Origin of the sequence: Streptomyces sp. NPDC005728, assembly GCF_040630895.1 — a bacterium.
In the GTDB taxonomy this organism is placed as follows: Bacteria; Actinomycetota; Actinomycetes; order Streptomycetales; family Streptomycetaceae; genus Streptomyces.
Genome location: NZ_JBEXYL010000023.1, coordinates 102,641 through 116,983, shown reverse-complemented (window position 1 = coordinate 116,983; position 14,343 = coordinate 102,641). Strand labels below are relative to the sequence as shown.

The window sequence follows — 14,343 nt, the reverse complement described above, 5'->3', positions numbered from 1 at the left end:
GACGGACTGCCCGCCGAGTTCGTGGACGATCAGACCCGTGGCCGCCAGCATGCCGACCAGGCTGCCGCCGTAGGGCCGGCAGTACGCCTCGAAGGGGCGATGTTTCACGTGAAACATCGCCCCCGTTGCTGTCCCGGTGTCTTTCGTACCGGGCCATGGCCACAGCGACCCCGCCATAGATCAGGGCGACGAGCACGACCAGCACCACCGACCGGCCGTCCGGTGGAAGCATCAGGGCGGCCACTCCGGCTGCACCCACGAAGGCGACGTTGAAGAGGACGTCGTACACGGAGAAGATCCGGCCGCGGAAGCCGTCCTCGACCGACGACTGGACGATCGTGTCCGTGGCGATCTTGGCGCCCTGGGTGATCAGACCCAGGATGAAGGCTGCGACGAGCAGAGGGCCGATGGCGAAGGGCAGGCCGAGTGCGGGTTCGAGAACCGTGGCCGCGCCGGAGCAGACCACGATCCAGCGGCTGGGGCCGAGGCGTCCCACCGCGCCCGGTGTCACCACGGCGGCCGCGAAGAAGCCCGCGCCGGATGCGGCCAGCGCGAACCCGAGCAGACGGAGTCCTTCGTCGGGGGTCGAGGAGAGGGCGTACCGGCACAGCATGAGCAGCAGAACGAGGAGGGCGCCGTAGCAGAAGCGCATCAGTGTCATTGCGGCCAGCGCCGCGGCCGCTTCCCGGCGCCGGGGCTCGGCCAGATGACGGATGGCCGCGACCAGATCGCGCGCGGTGTCGGCGAACGCGGTCCGCAGATGGGGCCGCTTCGACGTCTGGTCGGGGCCGAGCAGCGCGGGTGCCATGGTCAGTGAGGTCAGAGCGGCGCAGAGATAGAGGCAGGCGCCGAACAGGACCACAGCGGCATCGGATCCCGATGCCACGAGCCGGATGGCGAAGGCGAGGCCGCCGCCGGCGGTCGCGGCGAGCGTTCCGGCCGTCGGGGACAGGGAGTTGGCGATCACCAGGCGCTCGGCGTCGACCACACGAGGCAGAGAGGCGGACAGGCCGGCGAGGACGAAGCGGTTGACGGCCGTGACGCACAGCGCGGAGACATAGAAAAGCCAGTCCGGCACATGGCTGACCATCAGTACGGCGGTGGCCGCCGCCAGCAGCGCGCGCAGCAGGTTTCCGTAGACGAAGACCTGGCGCCGCCGCCAGCGGTCCAGCAGGACGCCCGCGAAGGGGCCGACCAGTGAGTAGGGCAGCAGCAGGACGGCCATCGCTGAGGCGATGGCCGTGGGGGAGGTCTGTTTCTCCGGGGAGAAGACGACGTACGCGGCGAGCGCGACCTGGTAGACGCCGTCGGCGCCCTGCGAGAGAAGACGGACGTACAGCAGGCGTCGGAAGTCCCGCAGGCGCAGCAGGACGCGCAGGTCACGGACGACGGGCATGAGGCACAGCCTCACATATGCAGAGGGTCCCCGGGTCAGGAAACCCGGGGACCCTCACAGCCCTGGCAGGAGCGTTCTCTGCGGTGCGTTCAGTGCACCGCTCTGCGTCGAGCTAGCGCTCGACCTCACCGCGGATGAACTTCTCGACGTTCTCGCGGGCCTCGTCGTCGAAGTACTGGACCGGCGGGGACTTCATGAAGTACGAGGACGCGGACAGGATCGGGCCGCCGATGCCGCGGTCCTTGGCGATCTTCGCGGCGCGCAGGGCGTCGATGATGATGCCGGCCGAGTTCGGGGAGTCCCAGACCTCGAGCTTGTACTCCAGGTTCAGCGGGACGTCACCGAAGGCACGGCCCTCGAGGCGGACGTACGCCCACTTGCGGTCGTCGAGCCACGCGACGTAGTCGGACGGGCCGATGTGGACGTTCTTCTCGCCGAGGTCCCGGTCGGGGATCTGCGAGGTGACGGCCTGCGTCTTGGAGATCTTCTTGGACTCGAGGCGGTCACGCTCGAGCATGTTCTTGAAGTCCATGTTGCCGCCGACGTTCAGCTGCATCGTGCGCTCCAGGCGCACGCCACGGTCCTCGAACAGCTTCGCCATGACGCGGTGCGTGATGGTGGCGCCGACCTGGGACTTGATGTCGTCGCCGACGATCGGGACGCCCGCCTCGGTGAACTTGTCCGCCCACTCCTTGGTGCCGGCGATGAAGACCGGAAGGGCGTTGACGAAGGCGACCTTGGCGTCGATGGCGCACTGGGCGTAGAACTTCGCCGCGTCCTCGGAGCCGACGGGCAGGTAGCAGACGAGAACGTCGACCTGCTTGTCCTTGAGGATCTGGACGACGTCGACCGGCTCCTCGGCGGACTCCTCGATGGTGAGGCGGTAGTACTTGCCGAGACCGTCGAGGGTGTGGCCGCGCTGGACCGTGACGCCGGTGTTCGGGACGTCGGCGATCTTGATGGTGTTGTTCTCCGAGGCGCCGATGGCGTCCGCGAGGTCAAGACCGACCTTCTTGGCGTCGACGTCGAAGGCGGCGACGAACTCGACGTCACCGACGTGGTAGTCACCGAACTGCACGTGCATCAGGCCGGGGACCTTCGACGCCGGGTCGGCGTCCTTGTAGTACTCGACGCCCTGCACCAGCGACGCGGCGCAGTTGCCGACGCCGACGATGGCTACGCGAACCGAACCCATTCCGGTTGCTCCCTGTGTGTACGAGTGAGGCCCTGAGCGGGTCTCACGTGGCGGTGTCGCCGGGCGTATCCGTCCGGGGGGTGTCCCCGGGACGGGGCAGGCCGCCCGTCGCTCCAGATGTGGTGTCCTGCTGAGCGGACCCCCCGGATGCGGAACCCCTCAGGTCCCGCCCGGCCCGCTCGCTCTCGATGAGCTCGTTCAGCCAGCGCACTTCGCGCTCCACGGACTCCATCCCGTGGCGCTGGAGCTCAAGCGTGTAGTCGTCGAGGCGCTCCCGCGTGCGTGCCAGAGAGGCGCGCATCTTCTCCAGGCGCTCTTCCAAGCGGCTGCGCCGGCCCTCCAGCACGCGCATGCGCACATCGCGCGACGTCTGCCCGAAGAAGGCGAATCGTGCGGCGAAGTGCTCGTCCTCGTAGGCGTCGGGACCGGTCTGCGAGAGCAGCTCCTCGAAGTGCTCCTTACCGTCCGTCGTCAACCGGTAGACGATCTTCGCGCGGCGTCCGGCGAGCGGAGCGGCGAGGGCGTCCTCATGGGTGCTGCCCGGTTCCTCGATCAACCAGCCGTTGGCGACCAGCGTCTTGAGGCAGGGGTAGAGGGTCCCGTAGCTGAACGCCCGGAACACACCCAGTGACGTGTTGAGTCGTTTGCGCAGCTCATAGCCGTGCATCGGGGACTCGCGCAGCAGCCCGAGTACGGCGAACTCAAGGATGCCGGAACGCCGGCTCATGAGCGCCTCCTCTCGGTCCGCAGCGTCTTTATCTCATGCTGATGTATCGATTCGATACATCAGCACGATAGAACGGCCTTGCCTATGCGACAAGAGGAAGGACGGTGAACGGGATCACATCACTGATTCGTAGGAGGCAAGTTGCCTGTTTTGGGGTGAACTTCGGGACTCGGTAGGTTTTGGTGGTGCGTAGTCTGTGCGGCATGCACATCACCGGGAACCAAGTGACGCCGGGGGGCGTCGTCGTCCCCGGTGCAGTACGGGTGAATGCGGAACCGACCACATCCGTACTTCGGGGGGACCGGAAACCAGCCGCCGTTTCCAGGCGCGCACGGGTGCGCCTGCCCGAGGAGTAATCGTTCGATGAGCGAGCACCGTCGCAAACCGCCGCAGCCGCAGGGAGGCGGACGTGCCGCGGCCCGACGCGGCCAGTCCGGCTCGTCCTCCGGCCGCCGTGCGACACCGCGAGGCGCCACCGGGTCTTCTGCCGACTCCTATGGTTCCAGTTCCCATGGGTCGGACTCCGACGGCTCGGGAGGTGAAGAGCGCCCCTACAGCGGCCGCGCCGACGCCCGCCGGGCGGCGCAGAGAGGCAGCGGCCGACGTCGGACCGCCGACAACGGAGGTCCGGGCGGCCGGCGTGGTCCCGGCGGGCCGACCGGTCCTGGGCGCGGCAGAGGCCGCGCGGCGACAGCGCCCGGCAAGAAGCGGTTCATCGACTACCCCCGGGCGGGCAAGTACGGCTGGCAGCGCTGGGTGCCGTCCTGGAAGCTCGTCTCGGGACTGTTCATCGGCTTCGTCGGCTGTCTGGTCGCCATCGTCGGCATCGGGTTCGCGATGGTGCAGATCCCCAGCGAGAATCTCGCCGCCAAGTCGCAGAACAACGTCTACTACTGGGCCGACAACAGCCAGATGGTGGCTACGGGCACGGGCGTCAACCGCCAGAACGTCACCATCGACAAGATCCCCGAGGCCATGCAGTGGGCCGTGATCTCGGCCGAGAACAAGAGCTTCTACCAGGACTCGGGCGTCGACCCCATGGGCATCGCACGGGCCCTGGCCAACATGGCGCGAGGGGGTCAGACGCAGGGTGGTTCGACCATCACCCAGCAGTTCGTCAAGAACACCTACCTCAGCCAGGACCAGACCGTCACCCGCAAGTTCAAGGAGATGTTCATCTCCATAAAGGTCGGGACGAAGCTCAAGAAGCCGCAGATCCTGCAGGGCTACCTCAACACCTCGTACTACGGCCGGGGTGCCTACGGCATCCAGGCTGCCGCGCAGACCTACTTCGGCGTCGACGCAGTCAACCTCAAGCCGAGCCAGTGCGCCTTCCTCGCGGCGCTGCTGAAGGGCCCGACGTACTACGACCCGGCCGGTAACGCGGACCTCGACAAGACGGCGACCCCGGGTGCCAACCGTCAGCGTTCCCAGGAGCGCTGGGGCTGGATCCTCGGCGAGATGCACAAGGACAAGCACCTCTCCGATGCCGACTACCAGAAGGCCGTCGCGAAGTACCCCACGCCCCAGGGCCGCAAGGCGACCAAGGGCATGACCGGCCAGATCAGCTACCTGGCCGACACGGCGAAGAAGTACGTCCTCGCCCACTCCGACATCACGGAGGCGGAGTTCGACAAGGGCGGCTACCAGATCTACACGACCTTCAAGAAGGACAAGGTCAACGCGCTGAGCGCGGCCGTGAAGAAGATCCAGAAGGAGCGGCTCAACCCGAAGCGCGACCTCGACAAGTACGTTCAGTTCGGTGCGGCGTCGGTGGTACCCAGGGACGGTGCGATCGTCGCCCTCTACGGCGGTGACGGCTATGAGAACGGCCACTTCACCAACAACGCCGACACCTCGGGTGTCCCCGTCGGTTCGACGTGGAAGCCGTTCGTGCTGGCCGCGGCCATGGAGTACGGCACGTACAAGTCCGACGGGGTCGGCGTCTCGCAGCTGAGCAAGTACAACGGCAACGACCATCTCAAGGTCATGAAGCCGGACGGGACGTACTACCTCAACAAGGACAACTCGACGTTCTTCCAGAACAACGAGAGCCCTCACAAGTGGGGGTACATCTCCCTGCGGAAGGCGATGGAGCAGTCCATCAACACACCCTTCGTGCAGCTGGGCGTCGATGTCGGCATGTCGAAGGTCCGGGATGTCGCGCGATCGGCCGGCATTCTCGACCAGAGCATGTCGCAGGACCTCAACCCGTCGTTCGCCATCGGTACCTCGACTCCCAGCGCGATCCGCATGGCCGACGCCTACGCGACCTTCGCGTCGTCCGGCAGGCAGGCGGATCCGTACTCGGTGACGGCTGTCAAGAAGGACGGCGAGGACCAGCCCGGCTTCAGCAAGCCCAAGGTCAAGCAGGCGATGGACGCGAATATCGCCAACAACATCACGGATGTCCTGGAGAACGTCGTCCAGAACGGTACGGCTACGAACGCCAAGGCCCTGGGCCGCACCGTGGCGGGCAAGACGGGTACCACCGACAAGAACAAGTCGGCCTGGTTCGTCGGCTACACCCAGCAGTTGTCGACCTCGGTGGCGATGTTCCGTGAGAACCCCAAGGACCACGAGCTGCTCTCCATGAACGGCACGGCGGGCAAGGACTCCATCCACGGTGGTGACATCCCGACGCTGGTGTGGACCGAGTACATGGGGGCCGCGCTGAAGAACGCGAACGACCTCGGCTTCCCGGACGCCGAGAAGATCGGTGAGATCCAGGACGAGGCGGGGGCGCCTTCCCCGACCCCGTCGGTCACCATCACGCCGAGCCAGACGCCCAGCAACTCGCCGAGCCCGACGCCGAGCGTGACGGAAACGTCCCCGTCTCCGACGCCGAGCGAGTCCTGCCAGTTCGGCTGGGGCAACAGCTGCAACGGCAACGGCGGGACCGGCACCGGTGGTACGGGCGGAGGGACGACACCCACGCCGACCGTCACTGATACCACCGGCACGGGCAACAGCAGAGGTAACGGAAACGGAGGCATCTTCGCAGGTCAGAATGGCTAGCCAGGCAGTCTGACCGGTTGGCGGGCATATCGTCCGCCAAGGGTGTTTCACGTGAAACGAGGGCCGCCGCACCCACGAGGTGCGGCGGCCCTCGGCGTGTTCCTAGGCAGGTACGGCAGGATGTGGCCCATGCCCAGTGCAGAGATGACGCCCGCGAGCATGCACGAGCCCGAGCCTGTGCGGCCCGCCGGTGCGGAACAGGTGCGGCCGACCAGGGAGGACGAGGTCGCCGCGGCCGGGAGTGAGCTGATCGGGGGCCCCATCGGGCGCCGTGCCCTGCTCGGGACGTCCTGGTGGACACCCGTGCGGGTCATCACGATCGTCGCGATCGGCATGTTCGCGCTCGGCCTCGTCCAGAAGGCGCCCTGCTACGACAGCGGCTGGTTCTTCGGCGCCAGCTCGCAGTACACGCACGCCTGCTATTCGGACATCCCGCACCTCTACCAGGGGCGCGGTTTCGCCGACGGGCTGGTGCCGTACTTCGACAAGCTCCCCGGCGACATGGACTACCTCGAATACCCGGTGCTGACCGGTGTGTTCATGGAGGTGGCCGCCTGGCTCACACCGGGCAGCGGCACCATCCAGCACCAGGAGCAGTGGTACTGGTTCGCCAACGCCGGGATGCTGATGGTCTGTGCGGCCGTCATCGCCGTCTGCGTGACCCGCACCCACCGCCGTCGCCCCTGGGACGGCCTGCTGGTCGCTCTGGCGCCCGCAGCCGCCCTCACGGCCACCATCAACTGGGACCTGCTCGCGGTGGCCCTGACGGCCGCGGCGATGCTGATGTGGTCGCGGGGCCGTGCCCTGGCCTTCGGAGTCCTCCTGGGGCTCGCCACGGCCGCGAAGCTCTATCCGGTCTTTCTGCTCGGCCCGCTGCTCGTCCTGTGCTGGCGGGCCGGCAAGTGGCGGGAGTTCTTCCAGGCCACGGCCGGAGCCGTCGTCGCCTGGCTCGTCGTGAACGTGCCGGTGATGATCTTCGCTTTCCAGGGCTGGTCGAAGTTCTACTCGTTCAGCCATGACCGGGGCGTCGACTTCGGCTCCTTCTGGCTGATCTGGGCACAGAACTCCAGCCACCCGCCCACCACTGACTTCGTGAACACCGCTGCCACCGGGCTGGTGGTGCTGTGCTTCCTCGGTATCTCGGCGCTGACGCTCACCGCCCCGCGCCGGCCGCGCTTCGCCCAGCTCGCCTTCCTGATGGTCGCGGCGTTCATCCTCACCAACAAGGTCTACTCCCCGCAGTACGTCCTGTGGCTGGTGCCGCTGGCGGTCCTCGCCCGGCCCAAGTGGCGGGACTTCCTGATCTGGCAGGCGTGCGAGGTGGCGTACTTCCTGGGCATCTGGCTGTACCTCGCCTACACGACCAGCGGGGACGCTCACAAGGGTCTACCGACGCAGGGCTACCACTGGGCGATCGCGGTGCACCTGTTGGGCACGCTGTACCTGTGCGCCGTCGTCGTACGCGACATCCTCATGCCTGAGCGGGACGTGGTGCGCCGGTCCGGGGACGACGACCCCTCGGGTGGAGTCCTCGACGGCACGGAGGACGTCTTCGTGCTGGGCGCGGCGGCCCATCCCCCACGGCACGCCGCCTACTTCGACGCGCCTCAGGTGGACTGGGGAAGGCCGGAACTACCGCCCCACGAGGACCGTTCGCTCTGAGCGAACACCCCCTCGGCGGCTCCTCGGCAGCCTCTCGTCGGGCATGAAAAAGGCCGTACACGAGCGGTTCGTGTACGGCCTTTTCGTTTCGGCAGCCCGGACTAGCGGTCCATGATCCGGTCGAACTGCGTGGTGGTGTGCCGCAGATGGGCCACCAACTCGTCACCGACTTTCGGCTCGGGCGCGTCGGAGGGCACGAACAGGATCGACACCTGCATGTGCGGCGGCTCGGCGAACCAGCGCTGCTTGCCGCCCCAGACGAACGGAGAAAGGTTCCGGTTGACCGTGGCGAGGCCGGCCCGTGCGACGCCCTTGGCGCGCGGCATGACGCCGTGCAGGGCCTTCGGGGCCTCCAGGCCCACGCCGTGCGAGGTACCGCCCGCCACGACCACCAGGAAGCCGTCAGAGGCCGTCTTCTGCTGCCGGTAGCCGAATCGGTCGCCCTTGGCCACACGTGTGACGTCCAGGACCGCGCCTCGGTACTCGGTGGCCTCGTGGTCCCCCAGCCAGAGCCGGGTGCCGATGCGGGCGCGGAACCGGGTCTGCGGGAACTGCTGCTGGAGCCGGATGAGTTCCTCGGCCTTGAGGTGGCTGACGAACAGGGTGTGCAGCGGCAGCCGGGCCGCGCGCAGCCGGTCCATCCAGCCGATGACCTCCTCGACGGCGTCCGAGCTGTCGGTGCGGTCCAGCGGCAGGTGGATGGCGAAGCCCTCCAGCCGGACGTTCTCTATGGCGGCGTGCAGCTGCGGCAGGTCCTGCTCGCTGATGCCGTGCCGCTTCATCGAGGACATCACCTCGATGACGACACGGGCGCCCACGAGGCCGTACACGCCGTCGACCGACGACACCGACCGGATCACCCGGTCCGGCAGCGGGACGGGTTCCTCGCCGCGCCGGTACGGCGTGAGCACCAGCAGGTCACCGCCGAAGAAGTCCTTGATGCGCGCGGCCTCGTACGTGGTGCCGACGGCGAGGATGTCCGAGCCCAGCCGGGTGGCCTCCTCCGCGAGGCGTTCGTGCCCGAACCCGTAGCCGTTGCCCTTGCAGACCGGGACGAGGCCCGGGAACTGCTCCTGCACGTGCTTGTGGTGCGCCCGCCAGCGCGCGGTGTCGACGTAGAGCGTGAGCGCCATGGCCGGACCTGGAACCTTTCTCGTGGCTGCGGTGTGTCAGAGGTGTGACTGCTGTGAAGGCTAGGGGATCAGGCGCCCGTGGCTCAGCGGCGCGACATGTAGATGTCGAGCGCCTTGTGGAGCAGCTTGTTCAGCGGGAAGTCCCACTCGCCCAGGTACTCGGCGGCCTGGCCACCGGTGCCGACCTTGAACTGGATCAGGCCGAAGAGGTGATCCGTCTCGTCCAGCGAGTCGGAGATGCCGCGCAGGTCGTAGACGGTGCCGCCGAGCGCGTAGGCGTCGCGCAGCATCCGCCACTGCATGGCGTTCGAGGGCCGGACCTCGCGGCCGATGTTGTCGGAGGCGCCGTAGGAGTACCAGACGTGGCCGCCGACGATCAGCATGGTCGCGGCGGACAGGTTCACACCGTTGTGGCGCGCGAAGTACAGCCGCATGCGGTTGGGGTCCTCGGTGTTGAGGGCCGTCCACATGCGCTGGAAGTACGACAGCGGGCGGGGCCGGAAGTGGTCGCGCACGGCCGTGATCTCGTACAGCCGCTGCCACTCGGCGAGGTCCTGGTAGCCGCCCTGGACGACCTCGACGCCGGCCTTCTCGGCCTTCTTGATGTTGCGTCGCCAGAGCTGGTTGAAGTTCTTGTGGACCTCTTCGAGGGAGCGGTTGGCCAGTGGCACCTGGAAGACGTAGCGGGGCTGCACGTCGCCGAAGCCGGCGCCGCCGTCCTCCCCCTGCTGCCAGCCCATGCGGCGCAGCTTGTCGGCCACCTCGAAGGCGCGCGGCTCGATGAAGTCGGCCTCCATGTCGCGCAGGCGCTTCACATCCGGGCTCTGGATACCCCTCTTGATGGTCTCCGCGTTCCAGCGGCGGATGATCACCGGCGGGCCCATCTTCACGGAGAAGGCGCCCTGCTGCTTGAGGTGGGCCAGCATCGGCTGGATCCAGTCGTCCAGGTTCGGCGCGAACCAGTTGATGACCGGACCCTCGGGAAGATAGGCGAGGTAGCGCTTGATCTTGGGCAGCTGGCGGTAGAGGACCAGGCCCGCACCGACCATCTCGCCGGTGCGCTCGTCGAACCAGCCGAGGCTCTCCGAGCGCCACTCCGCCTTCACATCTGCCCAGGCCGGGACCTGCATGTGGCTCGCCGACGGCAGGCTCTGGATGTACGCCAGATGCTGCTCGCGGCTGATGGTCCTCAGGGTCAGGCTCATGTCGGGGCGCTCCTCGGGCTGGTGTGTCCCCATGGGTACAGGGGCTCCGGCTCTCGCGCCGAAGCCTACTGCGCCTTGCGAGCGCCCCGACTGGGGCATACGGCACCTTCGCCCCGGCGTCGGGTCGCGGGGGCGCTTCAGGGGTGTCGGGGAGGGGGCGGGGCGACGGTCCCGGCGGTCAGCCGATGAGCCCGCCGAACAGCCCTCCGTGCGCCATACCGATCATGAAGCCGACTCCCGAGGCACCGAGACCCAGGATCAGGCCGGTCCGCTGCCGCGTGGTCTCCGAGACCCACTGCCCGTACATGCCGGTGAGGATCCCCAGCAGGCCGGCCCAGGACGTGAGCAGATGAAGACCGCCGAAGAAAGACGTGGCGAAGGCCAGCACACCGAGGACCAGCGTCGCCACCATCAGCGTGTCCTGGAGCGGATGGGACTTGCCGTCGGTGGCGAAGAAGGAACCGGCGGTGTTGGGTCGCAATGCCTGTGCCATGAGGCACCTCCTGCGGATCGCGGCGCACTGTAGCGCCATACACACCCGATGTGTACAGATTGAAGGGCCCCCGCCGCCGGATTTCAACCGGAAGCGCGTGTGCGGGTACTCTGTAACGTCTGCACCGGTGTCTGCCCAGGCCGCTGCGGGGAATCCCGGCGGGAACCCCCGATTGTCAGTGGCGGCCGATACCGTTGCGTACGCATCACAACCCTCCTGCCACGGAACGACCGTGGCCGTTGAGTCCAAAGGAGGTGGGTTCCACATGCGTCACTACGAGGTGATGGTCATCCTCGACCCCGATCTGGAGGAGCGCGCTGTCGCCCCCCTGATCGAGAACTTCCTCTCCGTCGTCCGTGAGGGCAACGGCAAGGTGGAGAAGGTCGACACCTGGGGCCGTCGTCGTCTCTCGTACGAGATCAAGAAGAAGCCCGAGGGCATCTACTCGGTCATCGACCTGCAGGCCGAGCCTGCGGTCGTGAAGGAGCTCGACCGCCAGATGAACCTGAACGAGTCGGTCCTCCGGACCAAGGTCCTCCGCCCCGAGACCCACTGAGCTTTCCCGCTCAGCTGATCTCGGGATTCGAGTAGCAGCAAGCAGCCAGCAGCAAACCCGCCGAGAGGTTCCCCCATGGCAGGCGAGACCGTCATCACGGTCGTCGGCAATCTTGTCGACGACCCCGAGCTGCGCTTCACCCCGTCCGGTGCGGCGGTCGCGAAGTTCCGCGTCGCGTCCACTCCCCGCACCTTCGACCGCCAGACGAACGAGTGGAAGGACGGCGAGAGCCTCTTCCTGACCTGCTCGGTCTGGCGTCAGGCGGCGGAGAACGTCGCGGAGTCGCTCCAGCGAGGCATGCGCGTCATCGTGCAGGGCCGGCTGAAGCAGCGGTCCTACGAGGACCGTGAGGGCGTCAAGCGCACGGTCTACGAACTGGACGTCGAGGAAGTCGGCGCCAGCCTGCGCAACGCCACGGCCAAGGTCACCAAGACCGCCGGTGGCGCTCGCGGTGGCCAGGGCGGTTACAACGGCGGCGGCCAGCAGCAGGGCGGCGGCTGGGGCGGAGGCTCCGGCGGCGGCCAGCAGCAGGGCGGCGCTCCTGCCGACGACCCCTGGGCGACCGGCGCTCCCGCCGGTGGCAACCAGGGTGGCGGCGGCTGGGGCGGAGGCTCTGGCGGCAGCGGCGGCTACTCGGACGAGCCCCCCTTCTAGGTCCTCGGACCGAGGGCGGGTCGTACCCAAACTTCTTGATCACACAGGAGAAACACCATGGCGAAGCCGCCTGTGCGCAAGCCGAAGAAGAAGGTCTGCGCATTCTGCAAGGACAAGGTCACGTACGTGGACTACAAGGACACGAACATGCTGCGGAAGTTCATTTCCGACCGCGGCAAGATCCGTGCCCGCCGCGTGACCGGCAACTGCACGCAGCACCAGCGTGACGTCGCCACGGCCGTCAAGAACAGCCGTGAGATGGCGCTGCTGCCCTACACGTCCACCGCGCGATAAGGGAAGGGTGACCGACTCATGAAGATCATCCTCACCCACGAGGTCTCCGGCCTCGGTGCCGCGGGCGACGTCGTCGACGTCAAGGACGGTTACGCTCGCAACTACCTCATCCCGCGGAAGTTCGCTATCCGCTGGACCAAGGGTGGCGAGAAGGACGTCGCGCAGATCCGCCGCGCCCGCAAGATCCACGAGATCCAGACCATCGAGCAGGCCAACCAGGTCAAGGCCCAGCTCGAGGGCGTGAAGGTCCGTCTGGCCGTCCGCTCCGGCGACGCCGGCCGTCTCTTCGGTTCCGTCACCCCGGCCGACATCGCTTCCGCGATCAAGGCTTCCGGTGGCCCCGAGGTCGACAAGCGTCGCATCGAGCTGTCCTCCCCGATCAAGACCCTGGGCGCCCACGAGACGTCCGTGCGTCTGCACCCCGAGGTTGCCGCCAAGGTCAACATCGAGGTCGTCGCGGCCTGATCGCCGCGTGATCGCTGTGCTCGCTTGAGCCGGTGAAAGGGGCCGCACCCTTGACGGGGTGCGGCCCCTTTCTCATGTCGTGGGCCGCTACGGCATGCTCGTGTTTCACGTGAAACGGTCAGCGCGTCGCACCCGTCACGATCCAGCGGCCCGACCGGGTGCGCAGCCAGAGGGTCAGCATCCTGACCGTCATCATGAGCGTCATGGCCACCCACAGTGCAGTGAGTCCACCGCCCAGCGCGGGGACGAGCAAGGCCACCGGGGCGAACACCGCCAAGGTCATCACCATGGCCCAGGCGAGGTACGGCCCGTCCCCGGCACCCATCAGGACACCGTCCAGGACGAAGACGATCCCGCAGACGGGCTGGGAAAGAGCCACGACCAGCAGTGCGGGGAGTGCAGCGCCCTTGACCACGGAGTCGCTGGTGAACAGCGGGAGGAACAGCGGCCGCGCAGCCACCACGAGTACGCCGAGTAGGACACCGGTCGCGATGCCCCACTGAACCATGCGGCGGCAGGCCTGGCGGGCACCCTGGACATCGTTCGCGCCGAGGTAGCGGCCGATGATGGCCTGTCCCGCAATCGCGATCGCGTCGAGGACGAAGGCCAGCAGGCTCCATAGAGACAGGACGATCTGGTGGGCGGCGATGTCGGCGTCACCGAGGCGTGCCGCAATGGCCGTGGCGATCATGAGTATCGACCGCAGCGAGAGCGTGCGGACCAGCAGGGGCACTCCGGCCTGTGCCGAGGCCCGGATACCGGCGGTGTCCGGACGCAGGGAGGCTCCATGCCGCCGGGCCCCGCGTACGACCACGGTCAGATAGACGGCTGCCATCCCGCACTGTGCGATGACCGTGCCCCAGGCGGAACCTGCGATGCCGAGTCCCGCGCCGTAGACGAGTGCCGCGTTGAGGCCGGCGTTGGCGATGAAGCCCCCGACGGCGACATACAACGGGGTCTTGGTGTCCTGGAGGCCACGCAGCACACCGGTGGCCGCGAGGACGATCAGCATGGCCGGGATACCGAGGGCAGAGATACGCAGGTACGTCGTGGCGTAGGGCGCCGCGGTGGCCGAGGCGCCGAAGACATCCACGATGCCCGGGGCCAGAGGGAGGACGAGGGCGATGACCGCCATCCCGAGCAGCAGCGCGAGCCAGATGCCGTCCATGCCCTGCCGGATGGCCGCCTGGAGATCACCGGCGCCGACGCGGCGGGCAACGGCGGCCGTAGTGGCGTAGGCGAGGAAGACGAAGACGCTCACGGCGGTGGTGAGGAGGGCCGAGGCTACGGCGAGGCCTGCGAGCTGAGTGGTCCCGAGGTGGCCGACGATCGCACTGTCCGCCATGACGAACAGAGGCTCCGCGACAAGCGCACCGAAGGCCGGGACGGCCAGCGCGATGATCTCTCGGTCGTGCCGTCGTCGGGTGGCCAGAGGGATCGCTGGAGCCTGTGTCATGAGCACTAATCTAATCGTCCACAGGTAAGAGATGCAATGGAGTTGTGACCCTTACCTCCTTTCTCGATCCGTGCATATGCGCGCACCGT

The 14,343-nt window shown here is 67.6% G+C and carries 12 protein-coding genes and 1 pseudogene; 6 read left to right on the top strand and 7 right to left on the bottom strand.

Going from position 1 to position 14,343, the window contains the following annotated elements:
• Positions 1-139: 139 nt before the first annotated feature.
• The 3 genes and pseudogenes from ABZ471_RS18140 to ABZ471_RS18130 all read right to left on the bottom strand — a co-directional run.
• Positions 140-1,396: pseudogene (locus ABZ471_RS18140) on the bottom strand (MFS transporter); the annotation flags it as partial.
• A 112-nt stretch (positions 1,397-1,508) separates the two neighbouring features.
• A complete protein-coding gene (locus ABZ471_RS18135; protein ID WP_359067600.1) occupies positions 1,509-2,591 on the bottom strand; it encodes an inositol-3-phosphate synthase in 1,083 nt (360 codons plus the stop codon).
• A 43-nt stretch (positions 2,592-2,634) separates the two neighbouring features.
• On the bottom strand, positions 2,635-3,318 hold the full coding sequence (locus ABZ471_RS18130; RefSeq protein ID WP_359067598.1) for a helix-turn-helix transcriptional regulator: 684 nt from the start codon (positions 3,316-3,318) through the stop codon (positions 2,635-2,637).
• Positions 3,319-4,074: 756 nt separating this feature from the next.
• Between ABZ471_RS18130 and ABZ471_RS18125 the strand changes: the two genes are divergently transcribed.
• Together ABZ471_RS18125 and ABZ471_RS18120 are read left to right on the top strand one after the other, a co-directional pair.
• On the top strand, positions 4,075-6,336 hold the full coding sequence (locus tag ABZ471_RS18125) for a transglycosylase domain-containing protein (protein WP_359067614.1): 2,262 nt from the start codon (positions 4,075-4,077) through the stop codon (positions 6,334-6,336).
• Positions 6,337-6,465: 129 nt separating this feature from the next.
• Positions 6,466-7,998 carry a glycosyltransferase 87 family protein gene (locus tag ABZ471_RS18120; RefSeq protein ID WP_359067596.1) on the top strand — a complete coding sequence of 511 codons (1,533 nt, stop codon included), beginning with the start codon at positions 6,466-6,468 and terminating at the stop codon, positions 7,996-7,998.
• A gap of 101 nt (positions 7,999-8,099) precedes the next feature.
• Here ABZ471_RS18120 and ABZ471_RS18115 read toward each other — a convergent pair whose 3' ends face one another.
• From ABZ471_RS18115 to ABZ471_RS18105, 3 genes are all read right to left on the bottom strand, one after another.
• Entirely contained in the window at positions 8,100-9,131 is a 1,032-nt protein-coding gene (locus ABZ471_RS18115) for an alanine racemase (protein ID WP_359067594.1), read from the bottom strand.
• An 83-nt stretch (positions 9,132-9,214) separates the two neighbouring features.
• Positions 9,215-10,336: a peptidoglycan bridge formation glycyltransferase FemA/FemB family protein gene (locus tag ABZ471_RS18110; protein ID WP_359067592.1), complete on the bottom strand. Its 1,122-nt coding sequence runs from the start codon at positions 10,334-10,336 to the stop codon at positions 9,215-9,217.
• Positions 10,337-10,514: 178 nt separating this feature from the next.
• Positions 10,515-10,829 (bottom strand): hypothetical protein, encoded by a 315-nt coding sequence (locus tag ABZ471_RS18105; protein ID WP_359067589.1) that lies wholly within the window; start codon positions 10,827-10,829, stop codon positions 10,515-10,517.
• 265 nt (positions 10,830-11,094) lie between these two features.
• On the opposite strand from ABZ471_RS18105, the gene rpsF reads away from it, so the two are divergent.
• The 4 genes from rpsF to rplI all read left to right on the top strand — a co-directional run bounded on the left by rpsF (position 11,095) and on the right by rplI (position 12,798).
• The gene (rpsF, locus tag ABZ471_RS18100) at positions 11,095-11,385 is read left to right on the top strand and encodes a 30S ribosomal protein S6 (protein ID WP_005482942.1); all 291 of its coding nucleotides are present in this window, start codon (positions 11,095-11,097) and stop codon (positions 11,383-11,385) included.
• Between the two features lie 75 nt (positions 11,386-11,460).
• Complete coding sequence (locus ABZ471_RS18095; RefSeq protein ID WP_359067587.1) at positions 11,461-12,039, top strand: single-stranded DNA-binding protein; 579 nt, start codon at positions 11,461-11,463, stop codon at positions 12,037-12,039.
• A 57-nt stretch (positions 12,040-12,096) separates the two neighbouring features.
• Positions 12,097-12,333: a 30S ribosomal protein S18 gene (gene rpsR / locus ABZ471_RS18090; protein ID WP_003949403.1), complete on the top strand. Its 237-nt coding sequence runs from the start codon at positions 12,097-12,099 to the stop codon at positions 12,331-12,333.
• An 18-nt stretch (positions 12,334-12,351) separates the two neighbouring features.
• Entirely contained in the window at positions 12,352-12,798 is a 447-nt protein-coding gene (gene rplI / locus ABZ471_RS18085) for a 50S ribosomal protein L9 (protein ID WP_359067585.1), read from the top strand.
• 118 nt (positions 12,799-12,916) lie between these two features.
• Here the strand turns inward: rplI and ABZ471_RS18080 are convergent, their stop codons facing one another.
• Positions 12,917-14,254 carry an MATE family efflux transporter gene (locus tag ABZ471_RS18080; protein ID WP_359067583.1) on the bottom strand — a complete coding sequence of 446 codons (1,338 nt, stop codon included), beginning with the start codon at positions 14,252-14,254 and terminating at the stop codon, positions 12,917-12,919.
• Positions 14,255-14,343 lie beyond the last annotated feature (89 nt).

Coding starts and splice junctions, on each gene's coding strand:
- ABZ471_RS18135 (WP_359067600.1), bottom strand. CDS start 2,591: ATGGGTTCGGTTCGCGTAGCCATCGTCGGCGTCGGCAACTGCGCCGCG.
- ABZ471_RS18130 (WP_359067598.1), bottom strand. CDS start 3,318: ATGAGCCGGCGTTCCGGCATCCTTGAGTTCGCCGTACTCGGGCTGCTG.
- ABZ471_RS18120 (WP_359067596.1), top strand. CDS start 6,466: ATGCCCAGTGCAGAGATGACGCCCGCGAGCATGCACGAGCCCGAGCCT.
- ABZ471_RS18115 (WP_359067594.1), bottom strand. CDS start 9,131: ATGGCGCTCACGCTCTACGTCGACACCGCGCGCTGGCGGGCGCACCAC.
- ABZ471_RS18110 (WP_359067592.1), bottom strand. CDS start 10,336: ATGAGCCTGACCCTGAGGACCATCAGCCGCGAGCAGCATCTGGCGTAC.
- ABZ471_RS18105 (WP_359067589.1), bottom strand. CDS start 10,829: ATGGCACAGGCATTGCGACCCAACACCGCCGGTTCCTTCTTCGCCACC.
- rpsF (WP_005482942.1), top strand. CDS start 11,095: ATGCGTCACTACGAGGTGATGGTCATCCTCGACCCCGATCTGGAGGAG.
- ABZ471_RS18095 (WP_359067587.1), top strand. CDS start 11,461: ATGGCAGGCGAGACCGTCATCACGGTCGTCGGCAATCTTGTCGACGAC.
- rpsR (WP_003949403.1), top strand. CDS start 12,097: ATGGCGAAGCCGCCTGTGCGCAAGCCGAAGAAGAAGGTCTGCGCATTC.
- rplI (WP_359067585.1), top strand. CDS start 12,352: ATGAAGATCATCCTCACCCACGAGGTCTCCGGCCTCGGTGCCGCGGGC.
- ABZ471_RS18080 (WP_359067583.1), bottom strand. CDS start 14,254: ATGACACAGGCTCCAGCGATCCCTCTGGCCACCCGACGACGGCACGAC.